The 19,229-nt window shown below is 71.8% G+C and carries 22 protein-coding genes; 9 read left to right on the top strand and 13 right to left on the bottom strand.

Going from position 1 to position 19,229, the window contains the following annotated elements; genetic code table 11:
- Position 1 precedes the first annotated feature (1 nt).
- From OG598_RS08515 to OG598_RS08525, 3 genes are read right to left on the bottom strand one after another with little or no spacing between them, the layout of a single operon-like run.
- Entirely contained in the window at positions 2 to 868 is an 867-nt protein-coding gene (locus OG598_RS08515; protein WP_328653895.1) for a metallophosphoesterase family protein, read from the bottom strand.
- A gap of 60 nt (positions 869 to 928) precedes the next feature.
- Positions 929 to 1,216, bottom strand: a complete 288-nt coding sequence (locus OG598_RS08520; protein ID WP_328653896.1) for a hypothetical protein — start codon at positions 1,214 to 1,216, stop codon at positions 929 to 931.
- Complete coding sequence (locus OG598_RS08525; protein WP_089158254.1) at positions 1,210 to 1,530, bottom strand: hypothetical protein; 321 nt, start codon at positions 1,528 to 1,530, stop codon at positions 1,210 to 1,212. Before OG598_RS08525 ends, OG598_RS08520 begins: the two co-directional genes overlap by 7 nt.
- Before the next feature lie 180 nt (positions 1,531 to 1,710).
- Between OG598_RS08525 and OG598_RS08530 the strand changes: the two genes are divergently transcribed.
- Positions 1,711 to 2,562 carry an alpha/beta fold hydrolase gene (locus OG598_RS08530; RefSeq protein ID WP_328653897.1) on the top strand — a complete coding sequence of 284 codons (852 nt, stop codon included), beginning with the start codon at positions 1,711 to 1,713 and terminating at the stop codon, positions 2,560 to 2,562.
- An 89-nt stretch (positions 2,563 to 2,651) separates the two neighbouring features.
- Here OG598_RS08530 and OG598_RS08535 read toward each other — a convergent pair whose 3' ends face one another.
- The 6 genes from OG598_RS08535 to OG598_RS08560 are packed head-to-tail and all read right to left on the bottom strand — an operon-like array spanning position 2,652 to position 8,269.
- Entirely contained in the window at positions 2,652 to 3,668 is a 1,017-nt protein-coding gene (locus tag OG598_RS08535; RefSeq protein WP_328653898.1) for a methyltransferase, read from the bottom strand.
- A 42-nt stretch (positions 3,669 to 3,710) separates the two neighbouring features.
- The gene (locus tag OG598_RS08540; protein ID WP_328653899.1) at positions 3,711 to 4,340 is read right to left on the bottom strand and encodes a hypothetical protein; all 630 of its coding nucleotides are present in this window, start codon (positions 4,338 to 4,340) and stop codon (positions 3,711 to 3,713) included.
- A complete protein-coding gene (locus tag OG598_RS08545) occupies positions 4,337 to 5,743 on the bottom strand; it encodes a selenium-binding family protein (protein ID WP_328653900.1) in 1,407 nt (468 codons plus the stop codon). The genes OG598_RS08540 and OG598_RS08545 overlap by 4 nt, the downstream gene beginning before the upstream one ends.
- 14 nt (positions 5,744 to 5,757) lie before the next feature.
- Positions 5,758 to 6,489: an ABC transporter ATP-binding protein gene (locus OG598_RS08550; RefSeq protein ID WP_328653901.1), complete on the bottom strand. Its 732-nt coding sequence runs from the start codon at positions 6,487 to 6,489 to the stop codon at positions 5,758 to 5,760.
- On the bottom strand, positions 6,462 to 7,295 hold the full coding sequence (locus tag OG598_RS08555) for an ABC transporter permease (RefSeq protein ID WP_328653902.1): 834 nt from the start codon (positions 7,293 to 7,295) through the stop codon (positions 6,462 to 6,464). The genes OG598_RS08550 and OG598_RS08555 overlap by 28 nt, the downstream gene beginning before the upstream one ends.
- Positions 7,292 to 8,269, bottom strand: a complete 978-nt coding sequence (locus OG598_RS08560) for an aliphatic sulfonate ABC transporter substrate-binding protein (protein ID WP_328653903.1) — start codon at positions 8,267 to 8,269, stop codon at positions 7,292 to 7,294. The genes OG598_RS08555 and OG598_RS08560 overlap by 4 nt, the downstream gene beginning before the upstream one ends.
- Positions 8,270 to 8,447: 178 nt before the next feature.
- Between OG598_RS08560 and OG598_RS08565 the strand changes: the two genes are divergently transcribed.
- On the top strand, positions 8,448 to 9,623 hold the full coding sequence (locus OG598_RS08565; RefSeq protein WP_328653904.1) for an LLM class flavin-dependent oxidoreductase: 1,176 nt from the start codon (positions 8,448 to 8,450) through the stop codon (positions 9,621 to 9,623).
- 34 nt (positions 9,624 to 9,657) lie between these two features.
- Here OG598_RS08565 and OG598_RS08570 read toward each other — a convergent pair whose 3' ends face one another.
- Genes OG598_RS08570 through OG598_RS08580 form a run of 3 tightly spaced genes read right to left on the bottom strand, consistent with a single transcriptional unit; the run spans position 9,658 to position 11,515 of the window.
- The gene (locus OG598_RS08570) at positions 9,658 to 10,203 is read right to left on the bottom strand and encodes a GNAT family N-acetyltransferase (RefSeq protein WP_328653905.1); all 546 of its coding nucleotides are present in this window, start codon (positions 10,201 to 10,203) and stop codon (positions 9,658 to 9,660) included.
- Between the two features lie 45 nt (positions 10,204 to 10,248).
- A complete protein-coding gene (locus tag OG598_RS08575; RefSeq protein ID WP_328653906.1) occupies positions 10,249 to 10,653 on the bottom strand; it encodes a hypothetical protein in 405 nt (134 codons plus the stop codon).
- A gap of 55 nt (positions 10,654 to 10,708) precedes the next feature.
- Positions 10,709 to 11,515, bottom strand: coding sequence for a hypothetical protein (locus OG598_RS08580; protein WP_328653907.1), 807 nt, complete (start codon positions 11,513 to 11,515; stop codon positions 10,709 to 10,711).
- 381 nt (positions 11,516 to 11,896) lie between these two features.
- Here OG598_RS08580 and OG598_RS08585 point away from each other — a divergent pair, with 381 nt between their 5' ends.
- Genes OG598_RS08585 through OG598_RS08610 form a run of 6 tightly spaced genes read left to right on the top strand, consistent with a single transcriptional unit; the run spans position 11,897 to position 16,525 of the window.
- Positions 11,897 to 12,199, top strand: coding sequence for an urease subunit gamma (locus OG598_RS08585; protein ID WP_328653908.1), 303 nt, complete (start codon positions 11,897 to 11,899; stop codon positions 12,197 to 12,199).
- Positions 12,196 to 12,543 carry an urease subunit beta gene (locus OG598_RS08590; protein WP_328653909.1) on the top strand — a complete coding sequence of 116 codons (348 nt, stop codon included), beginning with the start codon at positions 12,196 to 12,198 and terminating at the stop codon, positions 12,541 to 12,543. Before OG598_RS08585 ends, OG598_RS08590 begins: the two co-directional genes overlap by 4 nt.
- The gene (locus OG598_RS08595; protein ID WP_328653910.1) at positions 12,540 to 14,243 is read left to right on the top strand and encodes an urease subunit alpha; all 1,704 of its coding nucleotides are present in this window, start codon (positions 12,540 to 12,542) and stop codon (positions 14,241 to 14,243) included. The genes OG598_RS08590 and OG598_RS08595 overlap by 4 nt, the downstream gene beginning before the upstream one ends.
- Positions 14,243 to 15,019 (top strand): urease accessory protein UreF, encoded by a 777-nt coding sequence (locus OG598_RS08600; protein WP_328653911.1) that lies wholly within the window; start codon positions 14,243 to 14,245, stop codon positions 15,017 to 15,019. Before OG598_RS08595 ends, OG598_RS08600 begins: the two co-directional genes overlap by 1 nt.
- The gene (ureG, locus tag OG598_RS08605; RefSeq protein ID WP_328653912.1) at positions 15,009 to 15,809 is read left to right on the top strand and encodes an urease accessory protein UreG; all 801 of its coding nucleotides are present in this window, start codon (positions 15,009 to 15,011) and stop codon (positions 15,807 to 15,809) included. The genes OG598_RS08600 and ureG overlap by 11 nt, the downstream gene beginning before the upstream one ends.
- Complete coding sequence (locus OG598_RS08610; protein WP_328653913.1) at positions 15,809 to 16,525, top strand: urease accessory protein UreD; 717 nt, start codon at positions 15,809 to 15,811, stop codon at positions 16,523 to 16,525. Before ureG ends, OG598_RS08610 begins: the two co-directional genes overlap by 1 nt.
- Before the next feature lie 645 nt (positions 16,526 to 17,170).
- On the opposite strand, the gene OG598_RS08615 is transcribed toward OG598_RS08610, so the two are convergent.
- Entirely contained in the window at positions 17,171 to 17,704 is a 534-nt protein-coding gene (locus OG598_RS08615) for a MarR family winged helix-turn-helix transcriptional regulator (RefSeq protein ID WP_328653914.1), read from the bottom strand.
- A gap of 96 nt (positions 17,705 to 17,800) precedes the next feature.
- On the opposite strand from OG598_RS08615, the gene OG598_RS08620 reads away from it, so the two are divergent.
- Positions 17,801 to 18,883, top strand: coding sequence for a substrate-binding domain-containing protein (locus OG598_RS08620; RefSeq protein ID WP_328653915.1), 1,083 nt, complete (start codon positions 17,801 to 17,803; stop codon positions 18,881 to 18,883).
- The last annotated feature ends 346 nt before the right edge of the window (positions 18,884 to 19,229 follow it).

A 19,229-nucleotide genomic window follows, 5' to 3' on the forward strand; every position in this document is an offset into this window, starting at 1 on the left:
CTCACCCGCTGACGGACGAGCGCCGACGCACGTCGTCCGCCGGGTGGATGGTGCGGACCGGGTCTGGCACCGGTCCTCGAGGCTGCCACTCGCGGGGGTAGCCGAGGGAGACCTCCTCGAAACGCACCCCGTCGTGGAAGGTGGTGCGGGGGATGTGTAGGTGTCCGTAGACCACTGTGGCGGCGTCGAAGCGTAGGTGCCAGTCGCTGGTGCGGACGGTTCCGCACCACTGGGCGAAGACCGGGTAGCGCAGGACGTCGGTGGGTTCCCGCACCAGCGGGTAGTGGTTGACCAGCACCGTCGGCAGCGCCCTGTCGCGTTCGGCCAGCCGGCGTTCGGTCTCGGTGACCCGAGCGTCGCACCACGCCTCCCGGCTCGGGTACGGGTCGGGGTGCAGCAGGGCCTCGTCCGTGCACACCACACCGGCCGCGTACGCCAGGGCCAGCGACTCCTCCTGGGTGCGTGCCTCGGGCACCCGGAACGTGTAGTCGTAGAGCACGAAGAGCGGGGCGATGGTGGCCGGGCCGCCGTCGCCGTCCCACACCGGGTACGGGTCCTCCGGGGTGAGCACCCCCAGCCGCCGGCACATCCGCACCAGTGCGCGGTAGCGCTCCTCGCCGCGCAACGTGACCGGGTCCCGCGGTGGCGTCCACAGCTCGTGGTTGCCCGGCGCCCAGATGACCCGCGCGAACCGGCTGCTCAGTAGCCCGAGCGCCCACTCGATGTCGGCGAACCGGTCGGCGACGTCGCCGGCGACGAGCAGCCAGTCGCCGTCGTTGTCCGGGTGCAGCTCCTGCACGAACGCGCGGTTCTGCGGGTGCCCGACGTGCAGGTCGCTGACGGCCCGCAGCCGGGGCGGAAGGCTCACCCCCCGAGGCTAGGCCGTTACGGCCCGATCAGGACACCCCTGTCCCGCCATCGGGCACGGTCAGCAGAACCAGCCGTCCTGCACCCAGCCGCGCCGGTTGATGTGTCCGTAGGCGAACCCGTAGACGTAGCCGCCGCTGCGAGGACCTTCGACCAGGAACGTCTGACCCTGGTAGAGGGTGCCCATCCAGGCGCCGACGGGCTGGGTGCGGACGAACAGGTCGCTGGCGCACACCGTCTCCCGTTCCCCGATGGTGCCGTTGGCGGCCTGCGCGGGGGACGGCAGGGTCACGGTGGCGGCGACGATCGCGGCGAGCAGGCCGGCGAGGGCGCGACGTCTGCTCACCATGAGTCGTACCCACCGATGCACTCGGCGCGGAGGTAACCCCAGTCGTTCGGGCCGAAGTCGAAGGAAGCCGCCCACCCGTTGTAGACCGGGTGCGCCCCCGGCGTGTGGCCGATCTTGTTGCCGTACCCGAGGGTGCGCTTCAGGCCGGTGGGCCCGCCTGCGGAGTCGTAGTTGGCGTAGAAGCTGGCGCTCTGGCAGACCACTATGGCGTGCCGTGGCACCACCGGGTCGGCCTGGGCCGGCGTGGCGCCCAGCGCGATAGTGGTCGCTCCGATGGCCAACGCGGCGGCCCTCGCGCGCTTTCGTCGGGGCATGCCCACCTCCCGTACGCCGAAACTTTCTACCGGCGACCCTACCGACGAGGTTGATAAATGTCGATGGGGAGGTGTGTGGTCGAGCCGGCTCCCGAGGTGCCTTCGGTGGTCCGCATATCCGGCGACCCGACGGGAAAGCGCGGGGCGTCCGACAGCCCGAGACCGGAGCAGGAGACAAACATGCCTTTCATCACCGTGGGTACGGAAAACTCCGCGCCCATCGACCTGTATTACGAGGATCACGGTTCCGGTAAGCCGGTGGTGCTGATCCACGGCTTCCCGTTCAACGGTGCGACCTGGGAGAAGGAGACACGGGCGCTGCAGAACGCCGGATACCGGACGATCACCTATGATCGCCGCGGTTACGGCAACTCCGCCCAGCCGGCGTTCGGGTACGACTACAACACGTTCGCGGCCGACCTGGACGTGTTGATGACCGAGCTGGACCTGAACGAGGTGACCCTGATCGGTCACTCGATGGGCACCGGCGAGGTCATTCGCTACCTGGGCAACTACGGCTCGCAGCGAGTGAGCCGGGCCGTCGTGCTCAGCCCGCTGCAGCCGATGCTGGCCAAGGCGAGCGACAACCCGGAGGGCGTCGACCGGAGCCTCTTCAAGGGCTTCCAGGATGCCATCATCAAGGACCGGTTCGCCTACCTGACGTCCTTCTGCGACGCGTTCTTCAACCCGGACCAGAACATGGGCAAGCGGGTCAGCGAAGAGGCGTACCGGGCGCACTGGCAGATCGGCGCGATGGCCTCCGGTAAGGCCACCCACGACAGCGTGGACGCCTGGCAGGAAGACTTCCGCCAGGACCTGCCGAAGATCAACATTCCGGTGTTGATCGTGCAGGGTGACCAGGACCGGGTGCTGCCCTACCCGGTGACCGGTCAGCGGCTCGGGCCGATGATGCCGACCGGCACGCTCATCACGCTCAAGGGCGCGCCGCACGGTATCCCGTGGACCCACGCCGACGAGGTCAACAAGGCGATCATGGACTTCATGAAGCAGCCGGCGAAGGCTCGCGCCTGACCCGTACCGGTAGCCGATCGGACGCCAGCGCCGTGAGGCGCCGCGACACCCGGCCCACGGTTCGCACCGGGGCCGGGTGTCGTCGTCGGTCAGGGTCGGCGGGCGACCACTGCGCCGTTGGCGCCGGGCGCGTCGAACGGCACGGTACGCACGTCGACGAAGCCGGCGTCGGTGAGCCAGGCCGCGTACTCGGCACCCGAGTAGTTCCGGCCGCCCTCCGTCTCGACAAGCATGTTCATCCCCATCAGGGCCGCCTCCGGCGGCCCGGTGCGTTCGTCGTTGAGCAGCAGCTCGCAGACGACGATCGCCCCGCCGGGCGGCAACGCCGCGTGGCACCGGGCCAGCAACTCCCGGTTCGTCGGCTCGTCCCAGTCGTGCAGGATCATGCTGAGCAGGATGACGTCGTGCCCGTCCGGCAGCGCCGGGTCGGCGAGGAAGTCACCGCCCACCGCGTCGATCCGCCCGGTCAGGCCGGCCTCCGCGATCCGCTCCCGGGCCCGCACGCAGACGTGCGGCAGGTCCAGCACGGTGGCCCGTAGCTCGGGCAGCCGTCGGCAGAACTCGATCGGGAACGCGCCGGCACCGCCGCCCACGTCGAGCAGCCGCCGATGCGCGGAGAAGTCGTACGCGTCGGCCAACGCGCTGGCGGTGAAGCTGGACGTGGAGAACATCGCGTCCCAGAACTGCGCCAGCATCTGCGGGTCCTCGGTGTCGAACATCGACTGCTGGGACTCCGGGTCCCAGGTCAACGGTCGATCCGTGCGCAGGGCCTCGCCGATGCGGTGCCAGGGCAGGTAGGTGCGCAGGTCCGAGTAGCGGACCTGCGCCCCGAAGTAGTACGGGCGACCCTCGACCAGGAACTGCTCGGCCAACTCGGAGTTGCGGTAACCGTCGCCGGCCTTCTCCAACAGGCCGAGCGACGCACTGGCGGCCAGCAACAGGTCCGCGGGCCGGTCGGGTAGCCCGAACTCGGCGGCGGCCTGCTCGACGGTCATCGTCCGCCCGCCGGCCAACCGGGTGAACAGACCGAGTTCGACGCCGACTGCGAGGGTCTTGAACCCCCACACACCGGCCACCAGACGCATGAGGGGAGTCGGAGTGATCACCACGACATGAGATCACACATCACACGTTTCCAACATGGACGCTCACGCCCGGATCAGCGTCACCAACCCCGCGGCCACCAGCACCCCGGCCCAGAGGCGGTCCACGTTGAACCAGGCCCGACGCAGCACACCAACCCCGAGCACCTGGTAGACCAGCAGCGCCACAGCGAGGGCGACGCCGAGCATGGCGACTGTGTGCACCCCGGCCGCCGCGAGGCCGGACAGCGCACCCACCGGCGCGGCGGCCAGGTGCCCGGAGTGACCTCCGGGCACCGGCTCGGCCACCAGCACCGGCAACAGCATCAGCCCCGCGCCGTGCGCCGACGACATCAGGAACGACCAGGCGGCGAGCTGCGCCGCTGACAGCCGCATTCCCGCCCAACGGAAGTGCCGCTCGGACAGCAGCCGCCACAGCCCGAAGGCCACCAGCAGCACACCACCGACCACCGCGAGGGCGCTGCTCGTCGTCACCGACCGGGTCGCGGCGACCAACGCGGCGACGATGGCCACCGAGGCGAGATGCCCCGCGGCGATCGGCGGCAGGGCGCGCAGCAACGCCGACCGGCTGCGCTCCTGTAGGCCCCGGGCCACAGCGAACAACCAACCCATCGCCGGGTTCAGACCGTGGAACGCGCCGAGCGCGGCGAGCGTCGCCAGTGCGGTGACGGTCACGGATAGCAGTACGAGTCGGAGGAGGCGTCCCCGCCCTGCAACCGGGTCTGGTGCACCCGCAGGCCCCGGAACTCGTCCCCGTGCGGAAAGAACCGCTCATCCGGGGTGAGCCCTCCGGCGTCCACGTCGACGTCGAGCTTGGCCAGCCAGGCGCCCACCCCGTCGGGGTAGAACTGGTCGTCCCACGCGCCGTAGAGCGAGTTGCTGACGTAGACCCGTCGGCCGTCCCGGCTGACCTCCACCATCTGCGGGCCACCGGCCAACGCCTCGTCCGGCGCGGACGGGTGCGCGGTCCGGCGGACGATCCCGCCGAGGTGCACCGAGCCCGTCTGCACCGGGTGCAGCGGATCGGTGACGTCGTACTGGCGGAGCTCACCCGTGCCCCAGCAGGAGACGTAGAGGAACCTGTCGTCGACCGACAGGTCGATGTCGGTCACCAGCGGCGGCACCGCCCCGAACGGCTTGAGCAGGTCGGGCAGGTCTGCCGCATCGGCCGGCTCGGCCGGAATGTCGATCACCTTGGTGACCGCCCAGGCGTCCCCGTCACGGTGCCACAGCCAGATCGAGGCGGACAGGTCCTCGACGCTGATCACCACCCCGACGAACCCGTACGACTTCGTCGGATCGTGTGCCGGGCGCAGCTCCAGCGGCATCTGGTACTGGTCACCGAGGTCGACCCGTTGGACGTGCCGGCGTTTCGCGAGATCCCAGAAGTGGATGGCGTGCCCGTAGCGTCGACCCAGCAGCAACTCACCGATGATGCCGTCCTCGATCATCGACGGGGTGCCCCACTCGCTGGTGACCAGCACGTCCTGGGTCAGGTGCCACCACACGTCGTACGCCAGGAACTGCGGCCCCCGGTCGGCCTCCCACGCCCCGCGGACCTCGAACGTGGTGTGGTCGAGGATGGCGATGCCACCCGGGCCCTCCGCGCCGTCCGCGCCGCCGAGGGCCGAGAGGTAGATGCCGTCCGGGCCGCAGTGCACCGTGTGCGGCCGCGAGTAGCCGGCCCGCTTCGCCAGCTCCTCCGCCCCGATCACCTTGACGATCTGCGGCTGGCGCGGATCGGGCTGGGTGTCGAGCACGTGGATGCGCGACGACCGCAGGCCGGGCACGATCAGGTAGCGCCGCTCGACGTGCGGGTGCGGGGCGGTCGGGCAGAGCGCGCTGCTGCATGCGTTCCAGCCGAAGTGGTGCAGCTCGTCACCGACGAACGGCAGGTCGGTCCAGCCGACTACCCGGCCGTAGTCGGGGGAGTCGGGGTCGGTGTCCAGCACCACTATGGCGTCCGGACGACTGGCTGTCCGGTCGAAGGCCGCCACGTAGGCGAGCTTCTCCGCCGGTGCGGTCACCGCCTCCCGGGGCGAGGCGTAGAACGTGGGGTCGGGGGTCCAGCGGGTCATCACAGCTCCGCTCGTCAGGTGGTGGGAACGCCCAGTCGGTCGAGCAGGTGACGGCGCAGCGCGCCGAAGGCCGGATCGTCCGGCGTACGGGTGGGGCCGAGGTCGACGGGCAGCTCCGCGGCGATGCGGCAGTCGTCGAGGAGCAGGATCCGGTCGGCGAGCAGCAGCGCCTCCTCCACGTCGTGGGTGACCAGCAGGGCGGCGAAGCCGTGCTCGGCGCGCAACCGGCGCAGCAGGATCTGCATCCGCAGTCGGGTCAGCGCGTCCAGGGCGCCGAACGGCTCGTCGAGCAGCAGCAGGTCCGGTTCGCGGACCAGGGCCCGCGCCACTGCCACCCGCTGCGCCTGCCCACCGGACAACTCGGCCGGCCAGGCGCGATCCCGCTCGGCCAGACCGACCTCGGCCAGCGCCCGCCGGATCCGCCCCGGGCCGTCCGCGCCGGACAGGCCGAGCCCCACGTTCTCCGCCACGCGTTTCCACGGCAGCAACCGGTGCTCCTGGAAGACCACGGCCGCGGTGCCGTGCACGACGCTCGTCCCGCTGGCCTCGCCGTCCAACCCGGCGAGAATCCGCAGCAGCGTGCTCTTGCCGGAACCGCTGCCGCCCAGCAGGGCCACCACCTCACCGCGGGCGATGGTCAGGTCGACCCCGGCCAGCACGACCGTCGGCCCGAACGCCCGGCTCACCGCGTGGGCGGTCAGCACCGGCTCGGTGCCGTTCAGGTGGCCCGCAGTCCGCGACGCCATGTCAACATCCTCCTCTCCAGGACGCGCAGCGCACTGTCGGATATCAGCCCGAGCAGTGCGTAGACGAGCAGGCCGAGCACCACAACGTCGGTCTGGCTGAACTCCCGGGCCTCCATCATCAGAAAGCCGATACCGGTCTGGGCATTGACCTGTTCGCCGACCACCAGGCTGAGCCAGGCCGCCCCGATCGCCAGCCGTAGGCCGAGGAAGAGCGACGGCAGCGCGCCGGGCAGCACCACGTGGCGCAGTCGGGCGGCCTGCCCCAGACCACAGGTACGGGCCGCCTCCACCAGCCGCTCGTCGATGTCCCGGATGCCGGCGTAGGTGTTGAAGTAGATGGGGAAGAACGCACCCAGAGCCACCAGGCTGATCTTGAGCGATTCACCGATGCCGACCCAGATGATCAGCAACGGGACCAGCCCGAGGTGCGGCAGCATCCGGGCCATCTGCACCGGCGGGTCGACCAGGTCGTCACCGAGCCGCAGCAGCCCGGCCACGGTGCCCAGGACCAGGGCCAGGAGACCGCCGATCAGCAGACCCGCCCCGGCCCGGGTGAGGGAGTCCAGCAGGTGGATGCCGAGCGTCCCGTCCCGGCTCAGCCGCCAGCCGGTGGCCAGGACGTCGCTGGGCGCGGGCAGCTTCTCGGCCGCCAGCAGCCCGGTCCGTGCGGCCAACTCCCACCCCAGGACCAACACCACCGGGCTCAGTACCCGTCGCCAGCGCCGGGCCGGCCGCTGACGACGGGGTACGACCGGCACCGCCGCCGCGACCTCGTCGGGCGCCTCGACGAGGCCGGTACGACTCACTGGAACACCTCGTTGAACCGGCCGTCGACCCGGGATCGGAGGTCGACCGGCCCCGGGATGAGTTCCAGGGCGATGAAGCTGTCGGTGATGGCCTGAAGTTCGTCGCCGATGGCCGGGGTGACCGGGGCGAGGGGCTTGGCGCTGCGGGCCAGGGCGCGGCTGGTGACGTCCTGCGGGATCTTCAGCTCCGGCGCGAGGGTGCTGGCTCGCTCCTCGGGGTGGGCGATGCCCCAGTCGGTCACCTCGCGGTAGCGCTGGAGGAATGCCCGGATGTCGTCAGTCCGCTTGTCGAGCGCCCGGGGCGTCGCCAGGACGTACTCGCGGTTGCTGGCCAGGCCGGTCGCGTCGGCGAGCACCTGGACCCCCGGTTGCTCGGCCAGGGCGAAGTACGGGTCCCAGATCACCCAGGCGTCGATCTGGCCGCCGTCGAACGCGGGCCGCCCCTCGGCGGGCTTGAGGTACTTGACCTGGATGTCCTTCAACGTCATGTTGTTCGCCTCCAGCAGCCGCACCAGCAGCCAGTGCACGTTGGACCCCTTGTTGAGGGCCACCGTCCTGCCCTTGAGGTCGGCGAAGCTGCGGTAGCCCCGGTCGGCCTTGACCAGCACGGCCTCGCCCTGCGGAATCGGTGCCGAGGTGCCGATGACGGAGAACGGGATCTTCCCGGCGGCGGCGAAGACGGGCGGCGCCTCGCCGACCTGTCCGATGTCGATGGAGCCGGCCTTGAGCGCCTCGGTGAGCGCGGGGCCGCTCTCGAACAGCGACCACTCCACATCCGGTGCGGCGCCGCGCGCCTTGACCAGGCTCAACCCGCCGAAGCGCTGGTAGCCGATCCGGAGCTTGTCCTTCGCGCCGCCCGCATCGGCGGACCCGCCGCACGCGCTCACCGCGACCGTGGCGAGCAGCGCCACTGTGGTGAGCACGGCCGTCAGGAGGCGGCGTTGCGGGGGACGGCTCGTCGGCGGGGTGGGCATGGCGGCTCCTCGGGTCGGGGGCAGGCGGACGGCGGCGCATCGACAGGTGTCGGCGCCGGCAGTAGCCTACTAACCCGATAGGTTTTATGGGTAGGCTGTCGACGGGATCGTCCCACCCCTCAGGAGGTGCCCGCCTCGCCGCGTGCGCCGACCGCCCCCGCTGGAGGAAAGAGCCCCGATGACCCTCACCTTCCACTGGTTCCTGCCCACCAACGGCGACAGCCGGGACATCGTCGGCGGCGGCCACGGCGTACCGACAGGCGCCGCCGGAGGCGCCCGCCCGGCGAGCGTGGCGTACCTCGGGCAGATCGCCCGCAGCGCCGAGCAACTCGGCTTCGTCGGCGCGCTCACCCCGACCGGCGCCTGGTGCGAGGACGCCTGGCTCAGCACCGCGATGCTCACCGAGGTCACCGAGCGGCTCAAGTTCCTGGTCGCCTTCCGGCCCGGGCTGCTGGCCCCCACGCTCGCCGCCCAGATGGCCTCGACCTTCCAGCGGTTGTCCCGGGGCCGACTGCTGCTCAACGTGGTCACCGGCGGTGAGTCGCAGGAGCAGCGGGCCTACGGCGACTTCCTGGACAAGGACGCCCGGTACGCGCGGGCCGACGAGTTCCTGCACGTGGTGCGTGCGCTGTGGCGCGGCGAGACCGTCGACCACCACGGCACCCACGTCCGCGTCGAACAGGCACGGCTGCACCGCTTGCCCGACCCGGTGCCGCCCGTCTACTTCGGTGGGTCCTCCGCCGCCGCCCTCCCGGTGGCGGTACGCCACAGCGACGTCTACCTCACCTGGGGCGAGCCACCGGCCCTGGTCGCCGAAAAACTGGAGCGGGTCCGAGCGCTGGCCGCCCGCGCCGGGCGGGAACTCCGCTTCGGCATCCGGTTGCACGTCATCACCCGCGACACCTCCGACGAGGCGTGGGCGCAGGCGCGCCGCCTGCTCAACGGCGTGGACGAGGCCGACGTTCGGGCGGTGCAGGACGGGCTACGCCGCAGTGAGTCCGAGGGGCAGCGCCGGATGCTCGACCTGCACGGCGGCTCCCGCGACAGCCTGGAGGTCTCGCCCAACCTGTGGGCCGGCGTCGGGCTGGTCCGGGGAGGGGCCGGCACCGCGCTGGTGGGCAGCCACGCCGAGGTCGCCGACCGGATCGCGGAATACCACGCACTCGGCATCGACGAGTTCATCCTCTCCGGCTACCCGCACCTGGAGGAGGCGTACTGGTTCGGTGAGGGTGTGCTGCCGATCCTGCGCGACAGTGGGCTGTGGCGGCACCCCGACGGCCAGCCAGGGGCCGCCGACCACGTCGACGTCCCGTTCGCCGGCGTGCCAACGCCGCAGCCCGCCGGAGCCCGCTGACTGGCCGACCCGCGGCAACCGACGCCACCGCCGCCTACAGGTCCATCGCGTAGACCCGGACCTGGCGGCCGGTGTCCGGCTGCACGGTCTCGCGCTCCAGCGACATGCCGATCTTGACCATCACCCGCGCGGACGCCTCGTTGCCGACGACGTGGATGCTGACCAGCCGCCGCAGGTCGAGCGCGGCACGAGTGTGGGCGACAACGGCCTGGGCAGCCTCGGTGGCCAGGCCCCGACCCCAGTACGCGCGGCCGAGCCGCCAGCCGATCTCCACGGCCGGCATGATCTCGGGCAGGAAGGTCGGCACCGCCAGTCCGGTGAAACCGGCCAACTCGCCGGTCTCTCTGACCTCCACCGCGTACAGGCCGAAGCCGTGCTCGTCCCAGTGCCGCTGATAGGTGGCCAGACGCTCCGCGGTCGCGGCCCGGTCCAGGGTGCGGCCGTCATGGATGTAGCGCATCACCTCGGGCTGCGCGTTGACCGCGGCGAACCCGTCCAGATCGTCGCTTCGCATGCGGCGCAACAGCAGCCGCGGAGTTTCCAGGGACGTGGCACCAGGGGAGCTTGTCAGGTCAGGCACCTCCCCTTCGTAGCATTTCGGCGCTCACAGGGCGATGGGTCGTCCCTAGACGGATCGGCCGGCGAACCGCTGGCCGACCCGCCGCCCGACGAGGCTCGCCAGGGCGCTGCCGACCGCCATCCCGACCAGCACCAGAACCGCCCCGACCGCCCACAATCCGCTGTCGTCGGTCCCTGCGGCCCGCCACGACCAGACCGCCGTGAACGCCACAGTCATCACCGGCGCCACCAGCCACGGGCTGAGCCGCGTCCCGGCGAGCGCGGCCAGCAGCACGAGCGTCACCACACAACCGATCACCTGCCACGGCTCGTACGGGCCACTGCTCGCGCCGGTCTGCGCGTCGACCGTGTACCGGGTGTCCCAGCCCAGCCAGAGGATCCACGCCCCAACCGTGGCCGCCGCCAGGAACAGAACACCGAGCAGTGCGCGGGTACCCCTCGTCGCCGTCATCCGGTGATCATCCCCTGCCTGCCCCGCACCGGAACAGCCGTCCCGCGCCCCGACCTCAGGCGCCGGTGGCGTCCCAGACCACGACGTGGACGACGAACACCTGATCCTTGTTGGGCGGGGCGATGGTAGCGAAGCCGACGCGCCCCTCCGACGTGCGAAAGCAGAAGTCCGCCCCCGGCGTGAACGACGCCCGCGCCGACCCGAGGCCGTCGACGGCGCAGACCGGGTACGCCTCTCGGGGGTCGCCGCCGGAGTACTGGTACACGTTCGGCGGGTTGGCCACCTGGATGTTGTCCGACCGGATGTCCGCCCAGTCGTGGTACAGGTCGAGCCCGTCGGTGGCCCCGTCGGTGTGTTTCGCGACGACCTGCTGATCCGGCCGATCGACGTCGATCGCCGCGCCGCGCGGCAGCACCACGCTGCGGTCCACGAGGACGCGTGGCGCGTCCGGGTCGACCACGCCCGCACCGTTGGCGGTTGGTGTGGCTGGCGCCGGAGACGGGGTGACGGCGGTGCTCGGCGGGGAAGCGCCGCCCGATGTCGACGGTGTGGGCGTCGACGTGCCGCCGGCGACGGGTGGCGGCGTCGACTCGCGGCCGAGTTGCGTCGCCACGACGCCGCCGAGCAGCACACAACCGAGCGCGAGCAGCGCGATCGCCAGCCGGGTGCGTTGGTACCAGAACCAGAATCCGCCGAGCAGCAGAACCGCGGTCAGGGCGAGGGCGACCAGCAGCGCGTCCCGGCGCAACACGCCCTCCACCGCAGTGACCACACCGAGGACGTTGGCCGCCACCCCGACCACTGTTAGCGTCCGCAGCCGGCGTTCACCGTCAGCGTTCGCCGCAGGTGCTGACTCCTGCATCAGGTGCCTCCCCGGTTGTCGGTGCCGATCGCGCCGAGGCCCGACCGGGACGACGGAAAGCCCGCCCAGGTCATGCTCTCACCGGATCGCACGTTGCCGGGGATCAGGACACGCGGGTACGCGGGCCGTCCGCGTTGGACTGTTGCCTCGGTCGGTGGTGATCCTCTACGGTCTGGTCAGCGGTGGGCGGTGCGGTCCGCATCCGACCCGACACCGCCGGTTGCCCGTCGTGCGGGCCGGGATGGTGGAGTCCCGGGTCGCCCCGTCGGCGGTGACCCGGCGGTCGTGTGACTCCCAGCTCGTCCCCGGGCGCTGATGCCCGGCGTGGCTCCGTGCGGAGCCGACGACGAGCCGGGCACGCCGACCCCACCGGGAGAGCCCGTGTTCCTCAGCCCGCACGAGCAGGACCGCCTGCTCATCCACGTCGCGGCCGATGTCGCCCGCGCCCGCCGCGAACGCGGCCTGCGCCTCAACTACCCCGAAGCCGTCGCGGTGATCACCGCGTTCCTCCTCGAAGGGGCCCGCGACGGGCGGTCGGTGGTCGACCTGATGTCGGCCGGCCGGACGGTGCTCGGTCGCGACGACGTCCAGGACGGCATCCCCGAGCTGCTGAGGGAGGTGCAGGTGGAGGCGACCTTCCTGGACGGCACCAAGCTCGTGACGGTGCACCACCCGATCCCGTGATCCCCGGGGAGATCCTGCCGGCGGCGGACCCGGTCGAGATCAACGTGGGTCGTCCGGTGACCACGGTGCTCGTGGTCAACACCGCCGACCGCCCGGTACAGGTCGGCTCGCACTACCACTTCGCCGAAGCCAACCCGGCGCTGTCGTTCGACCGGGGCGCGGCCTGGGGGCAACGGCTCGCCGTTCCGGCCGGAACCTCCGTCCGGTTCGAGCCGGGCATCAACCGCAGCGTCGACCTCGTACCACTCGGCGGCGCACGCGTCGTGCCGGGCCTGCGCGCAGAGTGCGCGGGACCGTTGGACCCGGCGCCGCACGCGGTCACGGCCGACGGGTCGCCGCGGTGAGCGCCGTGCGGCGCGACCGCTACATCGACCTGTACGGGCCGACGACCGGCGACCGGATCCGACTGGCCGACACCAACCTGCTGATCGAGGTGGAGACCGACCACTGCGTGGGCGGCGACGAGGCGGTCTTCGGCGGCGGGAAGGTGATCCGCGAGTCGATGGGGCAGTCCCGTGCCACCCGCGCCGAGGGGGCACTGGACACCGTCATCACCGGCGCGGTGGTGCTCGACCACTGGGGCGTGGTCAAGGCCGACGTGGGGCTGCGCGACGGGCGCATCGTGGCGCTCGGCCGGGCCGGCAACCCGGACACCATGCCCGGTATCCACCCCGATTTGGTGATCGGCCCGTCGACCGAGGTGATCGCGGGCAACGGGCGGATCCTCACCGCCGGCGCTGTCGACACCCACGTGCACTTCATCTGCCCGCAGATCGTCACCGAGGCGCTGGCCAGCGGCATCACCACGATGGTCGGCGGCGGCACCGGGCCGGCCGAGGGGACCCGCGCGACGACCGTCACCCCGAACGCCTGGCACCTGGCCCGGATGCACGAGGCGCTGGACACGATGCCGGTCAACGTGCTGCTGCTCGGCAAGGGCAACACCGTCTCCAGCGAGGCCCTGTGGGAACAGTTGCGGGCCGGCGCGGGCGGTTTCAAGCTGCACGAGGACTGGGGCACCACACCGGCGGCGATCGACGCCTGCCTGCGGGTGGCGGACGCGTCCGGGGTCCAGGTGTCGATCCACACCGACACGCTCAACGAGGCCGGGTTCGTCGCCGACACCCTGCGGGCGATCGGTGGCCGGGCGATCCATTCGTACCACACCGAGGGAGCCGGTGGCGGGCACGCGCCGGACATCATCACCGTTGCCAGCGAACCGAACGTGCTGCCGTCGTCGACCAACCCGACCCGGCCGTACACCGCGAACACCCTGGCCGAGCACCTGGACATGTTGATGGTCTGCCACCACCTCAACCCGTCAGTGCCGGAGGACCTGGCCTTCGCCGAAAGCCGGATCCGACCGTCCACGATGGCCGCCGAGGACCTGCTGCACGACCTCGGCGCCATCTCCATCATCGGTTCCGACTCGCAGGCGATGGGTCGGGTCGGCGAGGTGATCATGCGGACCTGGCAGAGCGCCCACGTGATGAAGGACCGGGTCGGCGCGCTGCCGGGCGACGGGCCCGCCGACAACCACCGGGCCCGACGGTACGTGGCGAAGTACACCATCTGCGCGGCGATGGCCAACGGGCTGGAACAGGAGATCGGCTCGGTCGAGCCGGGCAAGCTCGCCGACCTGGTGCTCTGGGACCCGGCGTTCTTCGGCGTACGACCGCTCCTGGTCCTCAAGGGCGGCATGATCGCCTACGCCCAGATGGGCGACGCCAACGCCTCCATCCCGACACCGCAGCCGATGCTGCCGAGGCCGATGTTCGGGGCGTACGGCAACGCGGCCGCCGCCACCAGCCTGGCCTTCGTGGCCCCGGCGGCCCTGGACGCCGGGCTCCGCCTGGACGTGCGTCGCCGGGTGGTGCCGGTGAGCGACGTACGGTCGCGGGGCAAGGCCGACCTGCCGGAGAACAACGCGATGCCGCGCATCGAGGTGGACCCGGACACCTTCACCGTGCGGATCGACGGGCAGGTGGTGGAACCGGACCCGGTGACCCGGCTGCCGATGGCCCAGCGGTACTTCCTGTTCTGATGGCGACGCCGAGCCTGCTGTTGTTGTTGGCCGACGGACGCTTCCCGGCCGGGGCCCACGCGCACTCCGGTGGTCTGGAGGCGGCCGTCGCCGCCGGCCGCGTCACCGACCTGGCCTCGTTGGAGGCGTTCCTGGCCGGACGGCTGGCCACCGCCGGTCTGGTCGGCGCGGCGTTCGCGGCGGCCGCACACCGGGTGGCGATGCCCGAGACGGTCGGCTCGGCGCACCCGGCCCGGTCCGCCCGACCATCGGACGCGCCGGCCGGGTCCGCCGTCGGCGCTGGGGCACCGGCCGGGTCCACCGCTCGGTCGGGGGCGCTGGCTCGGCTCGACGCGGAGCTGGACGCGCGTACCGCCGCCCCGGCGTTGCGGGCGGTCTCGCGCCGGCAGGGCCGGGCGCTGCTACGAGCCGGGCGGACCATCTGGCCGGACGCACCGTTCGCCGACCTGCCCGTGGGGCCCGGTGGCGTACACCAACCGCTGGTGCTCGGGCTGCTCTGCGCCGCGGCCGGGCTGTCCCGCGTGGAGACCGCCACGATCGCCGCGTACGGAACGCTGACCGGGGCGGCCAGTGCCGGCGTACGTCTGCTCGGCCTCGACCCGTACCAGGTCCAGTCCCTGCTGGTCGGCCTGGCCGATGCCTGCGACGGCACGGCCGCCGACGCGGCGCGGGCCGCCGATGACCCACCGGAGCGGCTGCCGGCCGCCGCCGCTCCACTCGCCGACATCCATGCCGAAATCCATGCCACCTGGGAGGTGCGTCTCTTTGCGTCCTGAGACCGTTGTGCCGAGCGCTGTGCCCGCCGTCGAACCGATCACGCCGCCGCCGGCCACGCCGCCGCCGGCCACGCCACCCCACGACGAAACCGTTCCGCACACTCACCCGGAGCCGGGGGTGGACCCCCATCCGCCGTTGGCGCGTGCCGGCCGTGCGCTGCGGGTCGGCATCGGCGGCCCGGTCGGTTCCGGCAAGACGGCACTGGTGGCCGCGCTCTGCCGTGCCTTCGCCGACGAGTTGCGGCTCGGCGTGGTGACCAACGACATCTACACGACCGAGGACGCCGACTTCCTCCGGCGGGCCGGCGTGCTGGACCCGGCCCGGATCCGCGCGGTGGAGACCGGTTGTTGCCCGCACACAGCGATCCGCGACGACATCGGCGCCAACCTGGACGCCGTCGACGAACTGGCCGAGGCGGTCGGCCCGTTGGACCTCGTCCTGGTGGAGAGCGGTGGGGACAACCTGACAGCGACCTTCAGTCGGGGGCTGGTCGACCGGCAGATCTTCGTGGTCGACGTGGCCGGCGGGGACAAGGTGCCCCGCAAGGGCGGGCCGGGGGTCACCGCCGCCGACCTTCTGGTGATCAACAAGACCGACCTCGCGCCGATGGTGGGTGCCGACCTCGCCGTCATGGATCGTGACGCGCGGGCCCGGCGCGGCGACCTGCCGACCCTCTTCCTGTCCATCGTGGGAGACCCCACGGCAACGTCGGTCGCGGACTGGATCCGGCACGAGTTGGCCCACCACGCCGCCCTGCACCCACTGGCCGTGCCGGTCGGCCCGGCCTGATGCGAGCGCTCGCTCGACTGGTCGCCCGGGCGGACGGCCGGGGCGGTACGGCCCTGGTCGAGTTGCACGGCGAAACGCCGCTGCTGCTGCGCCAGACCCCGACCGACGGTGGTGTCGCCACTGTGCACCTCGTCGGCGGGGCGGCCGGGCCGCTCGCCGGGGACGATCTGCGCCTGGAGATCGAGGTCGGGCCGGGCGCGGCCGTCCGGGTGCACAGCGTCGCTGCGTCGATCGCCCTACCGGGTCGCGCGGGTGCCGTCTCCCGGATGGCGGTTCGGGGGGTGGTGCACGCCGGCGCCACGCTGCACTGGCTTCCGGAACAGTTGGTCGCGGCGGCCGGCTGCGCGCACCTCGCCGAGTCCCGGATCGAGCTGGCCGCCGGCGCGAGCCTGCGGTGGCGCGACGAGCTGATCTGCGGCCGGTACGGCGAGGCACCCGGCGGCGCCGTCGTACACACCCAGGTCGACTACGCGGGTCGACCGCTGCTGCGCCAGTCCCTCGCGGTGGGACCGCACGCGCCGGGCTGGGCCGGCCCGGCGGTGCTCGGCGGTGCACCGGCCACCGGATCGCTGCTGGTGGTCGATCCGTCGCGACCCGCCGAACCTCCAACGGTCGAGGGCAGTGTCGCCCGGCTGCCGCTGGCCGGCGGCCCGGCAACACTGTGGACGGCCACCGCTCCCGACGCGCACACCCTGCGCGCCCACCTAACGGTCTGAGGAGCCGCTACCGGGCCGCCTGTCGGTCCTGCTGGTCCTGGCGGTTGCTGGTCCTGGCGGTGTTGCTGGTCCTGGCGGTTGCTGGTCCTGGCGGTCTTGGTGCGATGCCGTCCTGGCCCTGCGCGGCGCCGCCATGGCCCGTGTCACCCGCGGCGGCCGAGGGTGATCGGCCTCGGCGAGACCGTTCCCGAGGCCAGGTTGGTGCAGAGCACGACGGTGCCGGCCGGCGGACATTCCAGAGAGCCTGATGTCTGTGAGTCATCGTGATGACTCACAGACATCACGCTCTCTGCCGTGTGGGGCGGGTGGTCGGGCCGCGCTCAAGGCCGTGCCGAACGCCCCGCAAGCCCGAATGTCCGCAAGCCCGAACGTCCAAACGCCCGAACGTCCGAACGCCCGAACGCTGAACGCCCGAACGCCCGAACGCCTGAACGCACGGAAGCTCGGAGCTCGGACCTAGGAGCCCGGAGCCCGGAGCCCGGAGCCCGGAGCTCGGAGCCCGGAGCCCGGAGCCCGGAGCCCGGAGCCCGGAGCCCGGAGCCCGGAGCCCGGAGCTCGGAGCCCGGAGCCCGGACCTCGGAGCCCGGAGCCCGGACCGGGGAGCTCGGAGCCCGGAGCGGGGGAGCGGGGGAGCGGGGAAGGGGGTCAGCGGTGTGGGCCGGCCGCGTCGGCGTGCACTCGCTGCCGGACCGGATCGAGGCGGCCGATCAGGTCGTCGAGCTGGCGTACGAGGTTGGCGGCCGGGGGCATGCCCGCCTCGCTGGTCTCCGCGACGCCCATCTCCGTGATGCCCATCTCCGTGATGCCCAGTTCGGCGATGCCCAGTTCGGCGATGCTGGCCCGGACCCGCTCGTCCAGGCGGGCGTGCTCACGGCGGCCCCGAGCCGTCAGGTACGCCCGGATCCGTCGGCGGTCGATCGGATCGATCCGGCGGAAGACGAGATTGCGGTCGACGAGTTGGTCGACCAGCTTGGTGAGGGTGCCCGGCGGCAGCGACGCCTCGGCGGACACCTCGCTCATCGGGTGACCCTGGCCGTCGGCGAGCAGGCAGAGCACCCTCCACGCCTCGATGCTGATCGCGTCGTCGGCCAGAACAGCGCCCAGCCGGCGGGAGAGCAGCCGTTCGGCGCGGGTGAGCGAGCGCAGCAGGTCGGCTGGCGCCCCGGGCACGTTTGACATGAAACTCCCTGGTCCGGTGGCCCTGTCATGGTAGCGAGTCGTCCCGGTCAGTGGTGAGCGCTGGTCTTCCGTCGTAGGCCGGGCAATCATGTGCTCATGTCCGCGCCGGCACCGCCGTGGCTGACCGTCGACCGTGCCGTGGTCAGCATCGCGCTGGTCTATCCGATGCGCGGGCCGGCCGGCATGTTCGGCCCCACCTGTGAACTCTGCGCGCAGCTCGCGGTCGAGGAGATCAATCGGTGCGGTGGTGTGCTGGGCCGGGAGGTCCGCCTGGTGCTGGTCGACGGTGGCGCACCGCCGGCCGAGGTGGCCGCCGAGGTCGAGGCGTTGGTGTCGGTGGGGGCCGTGCAGGGGGTGACGGGGTGGCACATCTCCTCGGTGCGCCAGGCGTTGGCGCCCCGCGTCGCGCACCGGGTGCCGTACGTCTACACCGCACTCTACGAGGGCGGCGAACGCACCGAAGGGGTCTTCCTGACCAGCGAGACACCGGATGCCCAGTTGTGGCCCGCGATGCGGCTGCTCGCCGGGGAACAGGGTGTGCGCCGCTGGTTCGTGGTCGGCAACGACTACGTGTGGCCGCGCCGTACGTCGCGGGCGGCGCAGCGGTACGCGCTGCGCGGCGGCGGGCAGGTGGTGGGCCGGCACTTCCTGCCGTTGGACGCGCACGACTTCACCGAGGTGCTGCGCCGCATCGAGCACAGTGACGCGGACGCTGTGTTGATGCTGCTGGTCGGTGCCGACGCGGTGCGGTTCAACCGCGCGTTCGCCCGATCCGGTCTGGACCAGCGCTGCCTGCGGCTGAGCACCCTCATGGACGAGAACATGCTGTTGGCCAGCGGCGCCGGCGCGACCCGGAGGCTGTACAGCACGGCGGGTTTCTTCGCCGGGCTGGTCACCCAGGAGAATCTCGACTTCCACGGCGAGTTCGCGCGGCGTTTCGGGGTGGAGGCGCCGCCGCTGGGCAGCCTGGGGGAGTCCTGCTACGAGGGCGTCATGCTGCTCGCCGCGCTGATCGGCCAGGCCCGCACCCTCGACGTGCGGGCCATCGAGACGGCCGCCGACACGGTCGCCTATCAGGGCCCACGTGGGCGGTTGCGGCTGCGTCAGCGGCACGTCCGGCAGCGCATCTACCTGGCCGAGGCCGACGGGCTCGACTTCACAGTGCTCGCCCAGCTCTGAAGCGGGCACGGCAGTCGGCCCACCCGACCCTTGACAGCGCCACCCGATCCCGTCCTAAGATGCTTCCTGCGTGAAGTATCTGGCCACGGGGTCAGATCTCGCCATTGTGTGCCCACTGTTGGCGGATTCGTCCGTCGACCATTGTGGTGGCACTTATTCTGCGTCTTTCCGAACGGCCGACACCGTTTCCTCCCCAACGGTGTCGGCCGTTTTTCGTGCGCGCCTCGGCGGTCCCTCGGAAACAGTCAATTAAGGACTGGGAAACACCCACGCAATCATGCCGGTCGACGCTTTCGGTGCCCATATCCGATCCGGTGCCCTGCGCGGCGTCCACCCGTCGACCTTG

Origin of the sequence: Micromonospora sp. NBC_00330, assembly GCF_036136635.1 — a bacterium.
Lineage (GTDB): Bacteria > Actinomycetota > Actinomycetes > Mycobacteriales > Micromonosporaceae > Micromonospora > Micromonospora salmantinae.